15 protein-coding genes are annotated in these 15531 nt (G+C 63.5%); 10 read left to right on the forward strand and 5 right to left on the reverse strand.

Features of this window, described 5'->3' with window-relative positions; translation table 11 throughout:
• Positions 1-131: 131 nt before the first annotated feature.
• From DK391_RS29095 to DK391_RS29125, 7 genes are all read left to right on the forward strand, one after another.
• Complete coding sequence (locus DK391_RS29095; RefSeq protein ID WP_109481462.1) at positions 132-359, forward strand: transcriptional regulator; 228 nt, start codon at positions 132-134, stop codon at positions 357-359.
• A gap of 138 nt (positions 360-497) precedes the next feature.
• The gene (locus DK391_RS29100; RefSeq protein WP_109481463.1) at positions 498-1403 is read left to right on the forward strand and encodes a ferritin-like domain-containing protein; all 906 of its coding nucleotides are present in this window, start codon (positions 498-500) and stop codon (positions 1401-1403) included.
• A gap of 118 nt (positions 1404-1521) precedes the next feature.
• Complete coding sequence (gene iaaH, locus DK391_RS29105) at positions 1522-2976, forward strand: indoleacetamide hydrolase (protein WP_109481464.1); 1455 nt, start codon at positions 1522-1524, stop codon at positions 2974-2976.
• Positions 2977-2982: 6 nt separating this feature from the next.
• Complete coding sequence (locus DK391_RS29110) at positions 2983-3732, forward strand: CDP-diacylglycerol diphosphatase (RefSeq protein ID WP_109481465.1); 750 nt, start codon at positions 2983-2985, stop codon at positions 3730-3732.
• Positions 3733-3870: 138 nt separating this feature from the next.
• Entirely contained in the window at positions 3871-4887 is a 1017-nt protein-coding gene (locus DK391_RS29115) for a fatty acid desaturase (RefSeq protein ID WP_109481466.1), read from the forward strand.
• A gap of 130 nt (positions 4888-5017) precedes the next feature.
• The gene (locus tag DK391_RS29120) at positions 5018-6199 is read left to right on the forward strand and encodes a glycosyltransferase family 9 protein (RefSeq protein WP_109481467.1); all 1182 of its coding nucleotides are present in this window, start codon (positions 5018-5020) and stop codon (positions 6197-6199) included.
• 44 nt (positions 6200-6243) lie between these two features.
• On the forward strand, positions 6244-7032 hold the full coding sequence (locus tag DK391_RS29125; protein WP_109481468.1) for a PhnD/SsuA/transferrin family substrate-binding protein: 789 nt from the start codon (positions 6244-6246) through the stop codon (positions 7030-7032).
• Between the two features lie 28 nt (positions 7033-7060).
• Here DK391_RS29125 and DK391_RS29130 read toward each other — a convergent pair whose 3' ends face one another.
• Genes DK391_RS29130 through DK391_RS29145 form a run of 4 tightly spaced genes read right to left on the reverse strand, consistent with a single transcriptional unit; the run spans position 7061 to position 12733 of the window.
• On the reverse strand, positions 7061-9073 hold the full coding sequence (locus DK391_RS29130) for an acetyl/propionyl/methylcrotonyl-CoA carboxylase subunit alpha (RefSeq protein ID WP_109481469.1): 2013 nt from the start codon (positions 9071-9073) through the stop codon (positions 7061-7063).
• 40 nt (positions 9074-9113) lie between these two features.
• Complete coding sequence (locus DK391_RS29135; RefSeq protein ID WP_109481470.1) at positions 9114-9899, reverse strand: enoyl-CoA hydratase/isomerase family protein; 786 nt, start codon at positions 9897-9899, stop codon at positions 9114-9116.
• 28 nt (positions 9900-9927) lie between these two features.
• Positions 9928-11535, reverse strand: a complete 1608-nt coding sequence (locus tag DK391_RS29140; RefSeq protein WP_109481471.1) for a carboxyl transferase domain-containing protein — start codon at positions 11533-11535, stop codon at positions 9928-9930.
• Between the two features lie 16 nt (positions 11536-11551).
• Entirely contained in the window at positions 11552-12733 is a 1182-nt protein-coding gene (locus tag DK391_RS29145) for an isovaleryl-CoA dehydrogenase (protein WP_109481472.1), read from the reverse strand.
• Between the two features lie 311 nt (positions 12734-13044).
• Here DK391_RS29145 and DK391_RS29150 point away from each other — a divergent pair, with 311 nt between their 5' ends.
• From DK391_RS29150 to DK391_RS29155, 3 genes are all read left to right on the forward strand, one after another.
• Complete coding sequence (locus tag DK391_RS29150) at positions 13045-13809, forward strand: TetR/AcrR family transcriptional regulator (RefSeq protein WP_109481473.1); 765 nt, start codon at positions 13045-13047, stop codon at positions 13807-13809.
• Between the two features lie 87 nt (positions 13810-13896).
• Positions 13897-14052 (forward strand): hypothetical protein, encoded by a 156-nt coding sequence (locus DK391_RS44995; RefSeq protein WP_204117460.1) that lies wholly within the window; start codon positions 13897-13899, stop codon positions 14050-14052.
• Positions 14053-14132: 80 nt separating this feature from the next.
• The gene (locus DK391_RS29155; RefSeq protein ID WP_239482990.1) at positions 14133-14504 is read left to right on the forward strand and encodes a PRC-barrel domain-containing protein; all 372 of its coding nucleotides are present in this window, start codon (positions 14133-14135) and stop codon (positions 14502-14504) included.
• Positions 14505-14568: 64 nt separating this feature from the next.
• On the opposite strand, the gene DK391_RS29160 is transcribed toward DK391_RS29155, so the two are convergent.
• Positions 14569-15474, reverse strand: a complete 906-nt coding sequence (locus DK391_RS29160; RefSeq protein WP_109481474.1) for a LysR family transcriptional regulator — start codon at positions 15472-15474, stop codon at positions 14569-14571.
• Between the last annotated feature and the right edge of the window lie 57 nt (positions 15475-15531).

Raw genomic sequence — 15531 nt, forward strand, 5'->3', positions numbered from 1 at the left:
GGTTCAGTCGTCGAACGGGGTCGCTTACGCTTTGCGGGACGATCAAGCAGCAGGGAGCAGTCACGATGGCCACACAAAACAGATATCGGAACCATTCCGATCACCCGAAGCCCGACAAATCACTGCGGGCCATGCAGCATATCCGCTACAAGGGCTACGAAGTGGCGCCCGCTGCGCAGCGTCTGCCCAATGGGCTGTTCGCCGCGAATCTCACCATCGAGAAAGCGTCCGCCTCGAATGGATCGCATGAGGGCGGGCACGCGTATTCATTCGACGCGCTCGACTACTTCTTCGACGAAGAACACGCGCTTGCGTATGCGTTCCGATGGGGACGCCTGTGGATCGACAGCCATCAGTAAACGCAGCACGCTATTGCAATTTTTGACGAAGGCGGCGCGAAACGTGCGTGCGGCAGCACGGCACATGCCCGCTCGACGCCACAAAATGACGGGTTATGACAGAATGGCCGGAATAACTAGCCAAAGTTTCCGCCTGACATGTCAGACACCCTGATAACAGATGTAGAAGCTGCTCACGATCATGCATTGCGCAACTGGACCTTTGCCAGTCACGCACGCATGCGGGTTGGCTCCGATGCGCACAAGCAGATGTTCTGCCGGATGCTGCTCGAAACGCATAACCCGTACAAGCCAGCCGTGATCGACTGGCCACAGTTGCCGCCCGACGCATTGAAGCGCATCACGTCCCTGCCTATCTGGGACATCGCCGTGCAGACGGAAGGCCGCGCGTCGATCCGCGTGTCCACCTACGCAGCGCAACTGCAAGACCCGCTGGTGCGCGAAGCGATCGAAATGGATGCCGCCGAAGAAGCGCGCCACAAGCACGTTTTGTCGCGCCTTGTCGCCGCATACGGCATCGAACTCGCACCCGAACCCGACTACCCCGCACCGCGCGATGCCGAATGGGCGTGGATGTTCACCGGCTATAGCGAATGTATCGACAGCTTCTTCGCTTTTGGGCTGTTCCGCTCGGCGCAACTGTCGGGCTACTTCCCTGAAGAACTCGTCGAAACCTTCGAGCCCGTCATCCAGGAAGAAGCGCGTCATATCCTGTTCTTCATCAACTGGGTTGCGTGGTATCGCCGCAATATGCCGTGGTGGCGTCGTCCCTGGCACTCGCTGCGGGTTGGCGCGATCTGGATCAAACTGATCTGGGACCGCGTCGCGATTGCCAAAGGCATCGACTCGAACGGCGTCGCACACGACTCGAACTTCCTGCCCGCCAACAGCGCGACCATCGGCCAGGCGCTCTCGACACGTCAACTGATCGAACTCTGCCTCCAGGAAAACGACCAACGGATGGCCGGCTACGACAAGCGGCTGGTTCGTCCGACGCTCGTGCCGAAGCTGGCGCGCCTTGCGCTGCGGTTCATCGGCAAATAAGCCAGCAGCGAGCGTGCATGCAGCGCACGCATGGACGGACCGCGCGCCCGCGCAGGCGGGCATTTCCACGACACGTCACAAAACGTCACCACGCGTTCGATCCAGGGAGACAGATCACATGCAATGGACCGTCGATGAGCAACTCGCGCTGACCGCCACACAAGCCGTGGCCGCCATCCAGTCGGAGCGACTCAGCGCAACCGACTACGTCGCGACCCTGCTCGCCCGCGCCGCCGCGCTCGCCACGCTCAACGCGTTCACGGCGATCGACATGGAAGGCGCGCTCGCCGCCGCAAAACGCATCGACGCCCTTTCCGCCGACGAAAAGGCCCGCCTGCCGCTCGCGGGCCTGCCCGTCGTCATCAAGGACAACATCAACACCGCGGGGCTGCTGACGTCCGCCGGCACGCCCGCGCTCGACGGCTTCAAGCCGAAGACCGACGCACCCTCGGTGCGCAAGCTGCTCGAGGCAGGCGCGATCGTGCTCGGCAAGACCAACATGCACGAACTGGCGTTCGGCATCACGAGTGCGAATCTGGCCCCGCACGCGGGCGTGGTGCGCAATCCTTATGATCCTGCGCTGATCGCGGGCGGCTCGTCGGGCGGCACCGCCGTGGCCGTGGCCGCGCGCGTCGCGCCAACCGGGCTCGGCAGCGACACGGGCGGCTCCACGCGCATTCCCGCTGCGCTGACGGGCATTGCGGGCTTCCGCCCATCCGTAGGCAACGGCGGCGCCGAGCGGCGCTATCACGATCCGCATGCCGTGGTGCCGATCAGCCACACACGCGATACCGTCGGGCCGATGGCGCGCACGGTGGCGGACATTGCACTGCTCGACGGCGTGATCGCGGGCGATGCCACACTGCCCGTCGTGCAACTGCCCGCGTTGCGCATCGGCTTGCCCGAGCCGCTGTGGGCCGATCTCGAACGCGCCACGGAAGACGTCGCGCGCGCCGCGCTGACCCGGCTCGAAGCCGCGGGCGTGACCTTCGTGCCCGTCGCGATGCCCGATCTGCTGCGCCTGAACGAAGCAACGGGCGGCCCGATCGCGATTCACGAAGCACTCGACGACGTGCGCGACTATCTCGTCGCCAACGATGCACCCGTGCAGACAGTCGGCGAACTGGCCGCGCGCATCGCCAGTCCGGACGTGCGCGAAATCTACGACGTGGTGCTGGCGGCCGCGCTCGCGCAGCACTATCCGGCCGCCATGAACACGTGGCGACCGCAACTGCAGCAGCATTACGCCGACACCTTCGCCGCCGAGCGCCTCGATGCGCTGCTGTTTCCGACCACGCGCCTCGTGGCCGTGCCGATCGACGAAGTGAACGGCTCATCGGTCGTATCGATCGACGGCGCGCCCGCACTCGACGAAATGACGGCCTATCTGCGCAACACCGATCCCGCCAGCAACGCCGGCATTCCGGGCCTCTCGCTGCCCGCCGGGCTGACGCAGGACGGCGTGCCGGTCGGCCTCGAACTGGACGGGCCGCTCGGCAGCGACCGGCGGCTGCTCGCCATTGGCATCGCGATCGAAGGACTGCTAGGCTCCGTTCCCGCCCCAACTATCTGACACTTCATGATCCGACCACGCATCAGGCACCTCGCGGCGATAGCCGTCGCGCTGTGCACGTCAGGCTGCGCGCTCATCGCCACCGCCGACCCCAACGCCCTGTGGAAAATCGTCGACCACCAATGCGTGCCCGCCGCGCGCGCGACGGGCGGCGCGGGCTTCTGCACGTCGGTGGATCTTTCGAAGCACTACGCGATCCTCAAGGACATCAACGGCAACACGCAATATCTGCTGATTCCGACCGACCGCGTAACGGGCATCGAAAGCCCCAGCGTGCTCGCCGCCGATGCGCCCGACTATTGGGCCGATGCATGGTCGCAGCGGCAGGACGTCGGCTCGCGTATTGGTCTGACGTTTCCGCCGAACCAGCTTGGCCTCGAAATCAATTCGGAATTCCGCCGCACGCAGAACCAGTTGCATATCCATATGGATTGCATGCACGACAGCATCATCAAGGCGCTCGCGCCTTTTCGCGCGGTGGAACCCGGTCAGTGGCACTGGACCAGGCTCGACGGCGATTCATACCGCGTGATGCGCGTGCTGTCGCTGACGGGCGATGACAATCCGTTCCGCGTCGTCGCGCGCGACCATCGGGGCAGTGACGCGATGGCGCAGCAGACCATCCTCGTGACGGGCGCAGGGCCAACCGACGCCGACGGCTGGCTGATCGTCAACAGCGGCCTCGAACTGGACAACGGCAGCGGCACGGCGGAACCGATGCTCGATCACGCGTGCGAGATCGGCATGCATCGGTAAACGTGCGGGGCATTTGTTCAGTCCGTACGCATAACCGGCGCCAAATCCGCTTTACTCACATGCTTTGCCGAACAAATTGGTTCGGCGGCGGCGCGCGCGCCTTTAGGATCGGTGAACTGCATGAGAACCGATCCGCCGATGTCCTTCTATCTCGACGACGCACAACGCCACACCCTTTCGCAACGGCGTACCCGTTTTACGTGGCGCACTGAATGGCCGACGTGGCTGCTGATCGGCACCATTTACGGCGGCTGGTTCTTTTTCGCGAGTCACGCACGCGCGCTCGGCCTTAGCATCGCGATTCCGCTGCTGGCCGTGTTCAGCGCGTGGTACATGTCGTTGCAGCACGAGCTGTTGCATGGGCATCCGACGCGATCTGCTTTCGTCAATGGCCTGATTGGTTTTGCGCCGCTCGCGGTGTGGTTTCCGTATCGCGTGTATCGCGATCTGCATCTGCAGCATCACGACGATCCGCATCTGACGCATCCCGAGATCGATCCCGAGAGCTATTTCGTCAGCCGTGACGCCTGGCAGCAGGCGGGCATGCTGACGCGTGTATTGCTGATCGCGCGCAATACGTTTGCTGGACGTCTGCTGCTTGGTCCTGCGTTTTCAATTGCCGCCACCGCGACTCAAGGGTCGCGCAAGATCCTGCGCGGCGATCTGTCGGATGTTCCTGCGTGGGTTGCGCATATCGTGGCGCTGGCTTTGCTGATTGTGTGGCTGGACCGCGCGTGTGGCATCGCACCGTGGCTGTTCATCGCCGGGGTCGGCTATCCGGCGCTGGCGCTGAGTGCGGTGCGCTCGTTTCATGAGCATCGGGCGGCGGCGTTGCATGAGCACCGGTCGGTTATCAATGAAGCTGGTGCGATCTGGCGGTTGCTGTTTCTGAACAACAACTATCATCTCGTGCATCATGACTTGCCGCATGTGCCGTGGTTTGCGTTGCGCGCGGTCTATGAGGCGTCGGCGCAGCAGTATCGCGAACGTTCCGGCGGCTTCGTGGTGAAAGGCTATGGCGAATGGGCGAAGCGCTATGCGTTCGCTTCCGTGGCCAGCCCGATGCATGGGGAGCGCTCCGGCTTCGAACCCATCCCGGAACGCGGCACACTCGCCGTGCAGCGCAAGCCCGTTCATTACTCGCGCAGCCGCTGAAGGCAGCCGCACGCGCGTCGTTTGCATGCGCAATGACGGAAAAGAGCGGAACCTCGGCGTTTTTGCACGGCAGCAACCCGGCACAATCGAACGCATGCCGGCAGCCCTGTCCGGCCAGAGGGAGCGATCCATGGGATGGAAGAATCTGCTGGTCGAAACACCTGTCTGGTTGTTGAGCCGGTTCCATCCAGCGCGCTTCGATCCGCGTCGCGGCGCACCGCGCGAAATCCTCGTGCTGCGGCCCAACGACTTCGGCGAACTGCTCAGCACCACGCCGCTGTTCGAATCGCTGCGCAAGCAGTTTCCGGCGACGAAGCTGATCGCCGGTATCGGCAGTTGGGGCAGGCCGATTCTCGAGAACAATCCGTATATCGACGAAATCGTCGAACTCGATGCGCCCTGGAACAACAAGATCATCGCGGACCGCTCGCAGAAGAATGTGTTGCGCTTTCTGCGTGCGTCTCCACAGGTTGCCGCGTTGCGCGCGCGAGGCGGATTCGATGTCGCAATCGACGTGCTCGGCAGTTATATGGGCGCGCTGCTGATGATGCGGCTCGGCGCACGCTACCGCGTCGGCGTGCGCGGCTATCGCGGCGGCTGGAGCGGATGCCAGGCTTATATCGAGTACGCGAGGCGGCAAGCGGGACGCGCTGCGCTTGCGCAAGGCGAATTGCTCGGTGCGACAGCGTTACCGGAAGTGCGTCCACAACTCTTTCTGACTGGCGACGAGCGTGCGCGCGCTGCGCAGCTATGGACCGTGAACGCCACGCCAGCAAGACCCGTGGTGCGTATCGTCGCGGGTGTCGGAGCGGGCGTACCGACCAAGGCGTGGCCCGCTCGCGAAGTGGGTGCCGCTCTTGCGCAAGTCGCGCAATCGCTGGAACAGCAAGGGCGCGCGTGCGAGATCGTGATCGTCGGCAGCGATGCGGACCGGGCGCGCGCCGCCGAGGCGATCGCCGCCGCCGGCAGCAGTGTGCCCGTGCGCTCGCTCGCAGGCGACATACCGATGCGCGTGATGTTCGCCCTCGTCGAACAGGCCGATACCGTGCTGACGAACTCGACGATGTTGATGCACGTCGCCGCCGCGTTCCGCCGTCCGACGGTGGCCGTGCTCGGCGGCAGCATCAGCAGGCCGGAAGTGCACGACGCGATCTGGGGTTATCCGGCGTCCTACGTCAGCATCGCGCCCGCGAAATCCGCCGATGGCCAGCGGCTAACGGAATGGCCGGACGGCGCGCGTGTGGTAGAAGCCGTGTTGCAGTCCGTCGCTGCCGTTGGTGAACCGGACTCGCGTCTCGGCGCGGCGGCGTGACAACGTAGATATGGGCAGGTTGATTCGCGATTAGAATCACACGCATGAAGAGAATCGCCGCCCTGCCGATGTACAACGTCTCGCCCGCGCTCGCAGCCGACTGGCACGCGCTGCTCGCGGACGTGCTGCGCCGTGTCGATCCGGCCGCCATCATCACGGAACCCGACGATCTGCACGCGTTCTGGCGGCGTCCCGAGCTACTGCTCTCTCAGACTTGCGGCTATCCGTATGTACTCGGTCTGCACGAACACGTCCAACTGATCGCGACGCCGCACTTCGAAGCGCCCGGCTGCGATGGCGCGAACTATTCGAGCGTGGTGATCGTGCGCAAAGAGGCACCGCTCGATTCGATCGAAGCATGTCGTGGCGCACGCGTTGCCTTCAATTCCACCGATTCGAATAGCGGCTACAACGCATTGCGTCACATGGTTGCACCGCATGCGCAACACGGTCGCTTCTTCAGCACGACACTCGAAACTGGCTCGCATCTTGGCTCGATGCGAGCGGTTGCAGACGATCGCGCGGATGTGGCGGCTATCGACTGCGTGACCTGGGCTTTCGCAACTGAAGCGTATCCGGAACTCACAGACCTTCTGCGCGAAATCGGCTATACGCGTTCATCGCCGGGATTGCCGTTGATTGCTTCGAAGCTCATATCACCTGACACTGCAGAAGCGTTACGCGACGCCCTGAGCGAAGCCCTCGCCGCACAACCCGAGCGCGCCTCGAGGCTCAAACTCAAGGGCTTTTCGCATCTACCGCCGCAAGCGTACGAGAGCATCCGTCAAATGGAAAACGAGGCGCGCGTAGCGAACTACGCGCGCCTCGCATGACATCGGACGCTTTTAAAAACGCTGCGTCTTATTCGACGTCGAGCACCAACAGCTGCGCACCATCGGCGACCTGATCGCCGACGCCATACAGCACCTCCGCCACCTTACCCGCTGCGGGCGCACCGATCGTGTGCTCCATCTTCATCGCTTCCATCACGATCAGCGGCTGCCCTTTCTCCACCACCGCACCCTGCTCGACCAGCACCGCGATCACCTTGCCCGGCATCGGCGCCGTGAGCCGCCCTTCGCCATGCTCCGAGTCCGCTGCATGCGCGAGCAGGTTCTGCCATTCGAACGCGAGCGCCTCGCCGCGGCAGAACACGTAAAACGTATCGCCATCGATAAACACGCGGCCTGTCACATGTGCATCGCCAATGGTCGCGCCGTACTCATGTTCACCCGCGCCGCACCACCACTTGAACGGCTCGGTCTTGCCATCGTGCGTAAGCGTCTGTGCGTCGCCGTCGCGCGAGAAAACCGCTGTAAAAGCAGACTCTTTCTCGACATCGCGCCAGTTGAGCGTCTGCGTATAGCCGCCATTCAGACGCCAGTGCGACAGCGCATCCCACGGCGACGCGCCATGCGCGACGCCGCCTTCACGCGTCATCAACGCGCCGCACGCAAGCGCCAGCGCTTCGGCAAACGGCTTCTTCACGGGCGCGAACAGCGCATCGTGATGACGCTCGATCAGGCCCGTATCGAGATCGCCCGTCGAAAACGGCACGCTCGCAACGATACGCTGCAGGAACTCGACGTTCGTATGCGGCCCGACCACTTCGCAGCCACGCAACGCCTGGCTCATGCGCTTCAACGCTTCTTCGCGGCTTGCGCCGCGCACGATCAGCTTCGCGATCATCGGATCGTAGAACGGCGTGATCGTATCGCCTTCGCGCACGCCGCTGTCGATGCGTACCGGTGCGCGGTCGCCGCCTGTGCCGATCGTGAATTCCACGCCTGCCGGCATGCGCAAATGCTTGAGCGTGCCCGTCGACGGCAGAAAACCGCGCGCGGGATGCTCGGCATAGATACGCGCCTCGATCGCATGGCCTTCGATCTTCAACTGGTCCTGCGCGAGCGGCAACGGCTCGCCCGCAGCAACCCGCAACTGCCATTCGACAAGATCAAGCCCCGTCACCATTTCCGTCACAGGATGCTCGACCTGCAGGCGCGTGTTCATCTCCATGAAGTAGAACTCGCCGCCTTCCGTCATGATGAACTCGACGGTGCCCGCGCCCTCGTAGTTCACTGCGCGTGCCGCCGCGACGGCCGCTTCGCCCATCGCGCGGCGCACGTGCGGCTGCAAGCCCGGCGCGGGCGCCTCTTCGAGCACTTTCTGATGGCGACGCTGCACCGAGCAGTCGCGGTCGAACAGATAAACCGCGCCGCCATGCTTATCCGCAAACACCTGCACTTCGACGTGACGCGGACGCGTCAGATACTTTTCGATCAGCACGCGATCGTTGCCGAAGCTGCTCGCCGCTTCGCGCTTGCACGATGCAAGCGCGGCCGCGAATTCTTCCGTGCGCGTGACCACGCGCATGCCCTTGCCGCCGCCACCCGCGCTCGCCTTCAGCAACACCGGGTAGCCGATCTCATCGGCCTGGCGATGCAGCAGATCCGCGTTCTGATCGTCGCCGTGATAGCCCGGCACGAGCGGCACGGCAGCCGAATGCATCAGCGCCTTCGCAGCGGCCTTCGAACCCATCGCAGCAATCGCTTCGACGGGCGGCCCGATGAACGCGATGCCGGCCTTTTCGCAAGCCTGCGCGAAGTCCTCGTTCTCCGACAGAAAGCCGTAGCCCGGATGCACGGCTTGCGCGCCCGTCGCAATCGCCGCTTCGATGATGCGTTCGACGCGCAGATAGCTTTCCGCCGCCGTCGAACCGCCAATGTGAACCGCCTCGTCGCATGCCGCGACGTGCTTCGCATTCGCGTCGGCGTCGGAATAGACCGCGACGCTAGTGATGCCGAGCCGCTTGCAGGTCGCCGCGACACGGCAGGCAATCTCGCCACGGTTCGCAATCAGGATCTTGTTGAACATGAAGTGTCTCGATGGATATTGTTCTGTGCGGACGCAGGGTTCAGACGCGCCACGAAGGCGAGCGCTTGTCGAGGAACGACGCGACGCCTTCGCGCCCTTCCGCGCCCGCACGCGTCTTCGCGATGCGCACCGCCGTGTCTTCGATCAGCGCCGCGCTGATCTCGCGTCCGCCGATGTCATGCACGAGCTGCTTGCACGCCTTCACCGCTTGCGGGCCGTTCGCGCACAGCGTCGCGGCGAGTTGCTGCACGGTTTCGTCGAGCTTGTCGGCGCTCACGCATTCGGCAACAAAGCCCAGCCGATGCGCCGTCGCGCAGTCGAACGCTTCTGCCGTCATGAAATAGCGGCGCGACGCCTGCTCGCCGAGCGCGCGAATCACGTACGGCGCGATCGTCGCGGGAATCAGGCCGAGGCGCGCTTCGGACAGGCAGAATTTCGCGCTATCCACGGCAACCACGATATCGCACGCCGACAGCAGGCCCATGCCGCCCGCGTACGCATCGCCGTTCACACGCGCGATCACCGGCTTGTTGCAGCGATAGATCGACGCGAGCATGTCGGCAAGACGCAGCGCGTCGGCACGGTTCTCGTCATCCGAGTAACCGGCCATTTTCTTCATCCAGTTCAGGTCCGCGCCTGCGCAGAATGCCTTGCCGTTTGCCGCGAGCACGACGGCGCGCACGTCGTCGCGTTCGTTCAGCGCGTTGAATGCCGACGTGAGTTCCGCGATCATCGCTTCGTTGAACGCGTTGCGCACGTCCGGGCGATTCAGCGTGACAGTGGCGATCTGGTTGTCGAACGCGACGGTGAGGTTCTCGTATTGCATAGCCGAAGCTCCTTTCGCTGCGTCGACGTTACATGCGGAACACGCCGAAGCGCGTGTCTTCGATCGGTGCATTCATCGCCGCCGACAAACCGAGACCCAGCACGTCGCGCGTTTGCGCGGGATCGATCACGCCGTCGTCCCAAAGACGCGCGCTTGCATAGTACGGATGGCCTTGATGTTCGTATTGCTCGCGGATCGGCTGCTTGAATGCGTCTTCCTGCTCGGGCGTCCATGTGCCGCCCTTCGCTTCGATGCCGTCGCGCTTCACCGTTGCCAGCACCGACGCCGCCTGTTCACCGCCCATCACCGAGATGCGCGCGTTCGGCCACATCCACAGGAAGCGCGGCGAATACGCGCGTCCGCACATGCCGTAATTGCCCGCACCAAACGACCCGCCGATGATCACCGTGAACTTCGGCACCTTCGCCGTCGCGACAGCCGTCACCATCTTCGCGCCGTTACGCGCGATGCCTTCGTTCTCGTACTTGCGGCCCACCATGAAGCCCGTGATGTTCTGCAGGAACACGAGCGGGATCTTGCGCTGCGCGCACAGTTCGATGAAGTGCGCGCCCTTCAATGCCGACTCGGAAAACAGAATGCCGTTGTTCGCGACGATGCCGACCGGGTGGCCCCAGATATGCGCGAAGCCGCATACCAGTGTGGTGCCGTAACGCGCCTTGAATTCATCGAAGGCGGAATCGTCGACGATACGCGCGATCACTTCGCGGATATCGAAGGGCTTGCGCGTATCGACGGGAATCACGCCGTAGAGGCTCTTCACGTCGTAGCGCGGCGGCTTCGGTTCCTGCATCGTGACGGGCACGTCCTTGCGCCGGTTCAGATTGCCGACGATGCTGCGCGCAATCGCCAGTGCATGCGGATCGTTCTGCGCCAGATGATCGGCGACACCCGACAGACGCGTATGCACGTCGCCGCCGCCCAGGTCTTCCGCGCTGACTTCTTCGCCTGTTGCTGCCTTTACCAGCGGCGGGCCGCCCAGAAAGATCGTGCCTTGATTCTTGACGATGATCGATTCGTCGCTCATCGCGGGAACATACGCGCCGCCTGCCGTGCACGAACCCATCACCACGGCGATCTGCGGAATGCCCTGCGCCGACATGTTCGCCTGGTTGTAGAAGATGCGGCCGAAGTGATCGCGGTCGGGGAACACATCGTCCTGATTCGGCAGGTTCGCGCCGCCCGAATCGACGAGATACACGCATGGCAAGCGGTTTTCTTCGGCGATTTCCTGCGCGCGCACGTGCTTCTTCACGGTCACGGGATAGTACGTGCCGCCCTTCACCGTTGCGTCATTGCAGACGATCACGCATTCCTGGCCCGCAATGCGCCCGATGCCCGTGATGACGCCCGCGCCCGGCGCATCGTCGTTGTACATGCCGTAGGCCGCGAGTTGCGACAGTTCGAGAAACGGCGTGCCGGGATCGAGCAGTTGCGCGATGCGGTCGCGCGGCAGCAGCTTGCCACGCGATACATGCTTGTCGCGCGCAGCAGGACCGCCGCCTTGCGCGAGCTTGCTGATCTTCGCTTTCAGGTCTTCGACGAGGGCTTCGAGCGCCGCCGCGTTGGTGCGGAAGTCGTCGGAACGGGGGTTCAGTTTTGATTCGATGATCGGCATGTTCGTCCCTTGCCTCTTACATCGTTTCCGCAAACAGTTCGCGGCCAATCAGCATCCGGCGAATCTCGCTCGTGCCCGCGCCGATCTCATACAGCTTCGCATCGCGCCACAGGCGTCCAACGGGATACTCGTTGATATAGCCATTGCCGCCGAGAATCTGGATCGCCTCGCCCGCCATCCACGTCGCCTTCTCAGCCGTGTACAGAATCACGCCCGCGCAGTCCTTGCGCACCTGGCGCACATGCGCCGTGCCGAGTGTATCGAGCTGGCGGCCCACCGCGTACAGATACGCGCGGCAAGCCTGCAACGTCGTGTAAAGATCCGCGACCTTGCCCTGGATCAACTGGAACTCACCGATCGACTGGCCGAACTGCTTGCGATCATGGATATACGGCACGACAGAATCCATCACGGCCAGCATGATGCCCGTCGGACCACCTGCGAGCACCGCGCGCTCGTAATCGAGGCCGCTCATCAGCACCTTCACGCCGCCGTTCAGTTCGCCGAGGATGTTCTCTTCCGGCACTTCCACGTTCTCGAACACCAGTTCGCCCGTATGCGAGCCGCGCATGCCGAGCTTGTCGAGCTTCTGCGCAACGGAGAAACCCTTCATGCCCTTCTCGACGATAAACGCCGTGATGCCACGCGAAGCAGCTTCGATATCGGTCTTCGCGTACACGACCAGCGTGTCGCAATCCGGGCCGTTGGTGATCCACATCTTCGTGCCGTTCAGCACATAGCGGTCGCCCTTCTTCTCGGCGCGCAGCTTCATGCTGACTACGTCGGAACCGGCGTTCGGCTCGCTCATCGCCAGCGCGCCGACGTGTTCGCCCGACACCAGCTTCGGCAGGTACTTTTCTTTTTGCGCCTTGGTGCCATTGCGGTGAATCTGGTTCACGCACAGATTCGAATGCGCGCCATACGACAGCCCTACCGATGCCGACGCCCGCGAAATCTCCTCCATCGCGACCATGTGGGCCGTGTAGCCCATGTTTGCGCCGCCGTATTCCTCGGAAACCGTCATACCGAGCACGCCCAGATCGCCGAATTTCTTCCACAGGTCCATCGGGAACTGGTCGGTGCGGTCGATCTCGCCCGCGCGCGGCGCGATTTCCCTGGCGGCAAACGACGTCAGGCTGTCGCGCAGCATCTCGATCTCTTCACCAAGCGGGAATTGCAAACCGGGCAAGTTGCTCATTGTGTGTGTCTCCAGGAGTTCGTCGGGTGCGGCGGGCGGCTTTCCAGGTCAGGTGCCGCGCCACATCGGGCAATTTTTCTGAGCCGGACTCAGCCGGCTCGCCAGCCGCGCCATTCACATATCCGGCGATTCAGCCGGCATGCACGTTTACGCGGCAGCACAGAGCGCATTTCACTCCAGATTTACGTAAGCGTCAATCAGTATTTTTGAGTGCCACTCAAAACCGTGAAGTGCGCGCTGAATGGCCTTGTAGCGTGGTAGTATCGGCCGCAATGGGAGCTTTCCTGCTCCGAAATCTGAACTGGACTCATATGATGGGCGTAGCAAGGGCCGAGGTGCCGGGTTCGCGCCGCCAGCCGGCGGGCCGCAAGTCGCAGCAGCGCGTGAAGGAAATCCTTCAGGCGGGCCGCGACGTTTTCTCCGAAAAAGGCTACGCCCGGGCGACGACTTCCGAAATCGCGCAGCGGCTCGGCATTTCCGAGGCCACCGTGTTCAGCTACTTTCGCGGCAAGCGGGAGCTGTGCGCGCGCGTGATCGGCGACTGGTACGACGAAATCATCGAAGCGATCGAATCGGGTTTGCCGCGCGACGGCAGTATCCGTCAGCAGTTTGCGTTTATCGTCCGCACGCATTTGCGGCTGATGCTGGTGAACGGCACGGGGCTGTGCGCGCTGGTGCTGTCCGAAGGCCGTACGCGCCAACACGAACTCAGCGAAGAACTCACTGCGCTGCAGCGGCGCTATACCGCGCCGTTGATGCGCGTGCTGTCGCAAGGCCAGCAGATGGGCCAGATCCGCTCGGACATGCCGCTGCGCCTGTTGCGCTCGCTGGTGTTCGGGCCGATGGAGCACGTGCTGTGGGACGCGACGCTCGGCAATCGCCGCACTGACATCGATGCCACCGCCGATCGTCTGATCGACGTATTGTGGTCGGCTTTGCAGCCGCCCGACGCGTCGCTGAGCGCGCTGGTGCAGTTCCGCCAGGAAGTGAGCGAGGCCGCGCGGCGTCTCGCCGAAGCCGAGGCGGCGCAGAAGCAGGCCGTGCCCGTGCGGCTTCATACCGGCGAGGACGCCTGAGCACACTTCACCGCCTCCGCGCGCCGGCCGGGTGCGCAACTTGCTGACGATACGGCTATCAGCAACGCAACCCAAGGAGGACCGGCCATGTCGACCACGCCAAACACAGGCGAAAACCCGATCCGCCCCGACCAGTCCGACGTCGTGCAGACCGATCTGCCCGATGTCGGTCCGCCACAGGATCCGGACGCGCCGCCACTCGATCCCGACGTCAATCCCGATTACGAGGACGACAAGCTGTAGGGCAAGCGCCGTCCGTCATCAGCATCCAATAGCAGGGAGGGAGGATCATCGTGCAACAGGCAATCAATAGAAGCTGCCGGATCGGCGTCGCGGGTTTGCTGGCCGCGCTCGTTTCAACGGCAGTGCTCGCGCAGGGCGCGCCGCAATCCATCACCGAGCGGCACACGGAAGTCATGCAGACGGGCAGCGGTTTTCGAGCATCGAAGCTGTCGGGCGCGAACGTCTATAACCGCGACAAGGACAAGATCGGCACCATCGACGATCTGGTCGTCTCGCCATCGGATCACACTGCGTTTGCGATTCTTTCTGTGGGCGGCTTTCTCGGCATGGGCAAGCATTATGTGGCTGTGCCGTTCGGCGATCTGCAGATCAACGCAAAACAGGTGACCATGCCCGATGCGACGAAGTCGTCGCTCGAAGCCTTGCCGGAATTCAAGTACGCACCAGACTGAAGGCCGCGCAGCGCCGCATTGCTGCATGCCGCTTCGCGTCACATGCGAAGCGGCCCTTCACGTTTCAGTCTTCGATTAAAGCAGGAATCTCCGCGACCAGCGCATCGATCGCGCAGCGCACCTTCGACGTCATATACCGCGTTTGCGCCCACACGACGTTGATCTCCTGCGGCGGCAGACTGCAGCGCCCTTTCACGAGCACGAGTTCGCCCGTCTTCACATAGCGGGCCAGCAGCCACGACGGAATACGCGCCAGCCCGAAGCCCGCAATGGCCGCCGCGGCAATCGCCTGTACATCGTCCATGCTCAGTTGCGGGTTGATCTTCACGCGCTTCACCTCGCCGTCTTCATCGTTCAGATCCCACGGAACGAGTGCCCCGCCGCGCGCATAGACGATGCCTTCGCGGCCGTTCATATCGTCGAGGGAAACGGGCATGCCGTGCTGCGCGAGATACGACGGCGCCGCGCCGATACTCGTGTACTGCACGCCGAGCCGCCGCGCGGCGAGACTCGTGCTGTCGCGCAACTCGCCGATCCGCACCGCAAGGTCGAAACCTTCTTCGACGAGATCGACCATGCGGTCACTGAACGACATGTCGATCTGCAACTTCGGATGCTTGCGCGCCAGTTTCATCAGCACGGGCGCCACGCATAACTGCCCGAACGCGAGCGGCAAACTCACGCGCAGCCTGCCGCGCGGCGCGCGCCGCCCGCCTTCGAGTTCGGCCTCCGCTGCTTCCAGTTCGGCGAGCGCACGCACGCAGCGTTCGTAGTACGCCTGACCGTCTTCCGTGAGGCACTGGCTGCGTGTCGTGCGCTGGATCAATCGTACGCCTAGCCGCGTTTCGAGCCGCGCAATCACCTTGCCGACGGCCGACCGCGTCAGATTCAGGCGTTCCGCCGCAAGCGCAAAACTGCCCGCTTCGACGACCTGCACGAAGGTCGCCACGCCGTCGAGGCTGTCAGTCATGGGCACGCCTCATTGGTTCCTTTATGGATTCACTCATGGGAATTCATCGCGTCAATC

Origin of the sequence: Paraburkholderia sp. C35 (genome assembly GCF_003121405.1) — a bacterium.
Taxonomy (GTDB): domain Bacteria; phylum Pseudomonadota; class Gammaproteobacteria; order Burkholderiales; family Burkholderiaceae; genus Paraburkholderia.

Excerpts from the sequence above, each read along its gene's own strand:
- DK391_RS29115 (WP_109481466.1), top strand. The coding sequence starts at position 3,871 with ATGTCCTTCTATCTCGACGACGCACAACGCCACACCCTTTCGCAACGG.
- DK391_RS29130 (WP_109481469.1), bottom strand. The coding sequence starts at position 9,073 with ATGTTCAACAAGATCCTGATTGCGAACCGTGGCGAGATTGCCTGCCGT.
- DK391_RS29135 (WP_109481470.1), bottom strand. The coding sequence starts at position 9,899 with ATGCAATACGAGAACCTCACCGTCGCGTTCGACAACCAGATCGCCACT.
- DK391_RS29140 (WP_109481471.1), bottom strand. The coding sequence starts at position 11,535 with ATGCCGATCATCGAATCAAAACTGAACCCCCGTTCCGACGACTTCCGC.
- DK391_RS29125 (WP_109481468.1), top strand. The coding sequence starts at position 6,244 with ATGAAGAGAATCGCCGCCCTGCCGATGTACAACGTCTCGCCCGCGCTC.
- DK391_RS29100 (WP_109481463.1), top strand. The coding sequence starts at position 498 with ATGTCAGACACCCTGATAACAGATGTAGAAGCTGCTCACGATCATGCA.
- DK391_RS44995 (WP_204117460.1), top strand. The coding sequence starts at position 13,897 with ATGTCGACCACGCCAAACACAGGCGAAAACCCGATCCGCCCCGACCAG.
- DK391_RS29110 (WP_109481465.1), top strand. The coding sequence starts at position 2,983 with ATGATCCGACCACGCATCAGGCACCTCGCGGCGATAGCCGTCGCGCTG.
- DK391_RS29120 (WP_109481467.1), top strand. The coding sequence starts at position 5,018 with ATGGGATGGAAGAATCTGCTGGTCGAAACACCTGTCTGGTTGTTGAGC.
- DK391_RS29150 (WP_109481473.1), top strand. The coding sequence starts at position 13,045 with ATGATGGGCGTAGCAAGGGCCGAGGTGCCGGGTTCGCGCCGCCAGCCG.
- DK391_RS29145 (WP_109481472.1), bottom strand. The coding sequence starts at position 12,733 with ATGAGCAACTTGCCCGGTTTGCAATTCCCGCTTGGTGAAGAGATCGAG.
- DK391_RS29160 (WP_109481474.1), bottom strand. The coding sequence starts at position 15,474 with ATGACTGACAGCCTCGACGGCGTGGCGACCTTCGTGCAGGTCGTCGAA.
- iaaH (WP_109481464.1), top strand. The coding sequence starts at position 1,522 with ATGCAATGGACCGTCGATGAGCAACTCGCGCTGACCGCCACACAAGCC.
- DK391_RS29095 (WP_109481462.1), top strand. The coding sequence starts at position 132 with ATGCAGCATATCCGCTACAAGGGCTACGAAGTGGCGCCCGCTGCGCAG.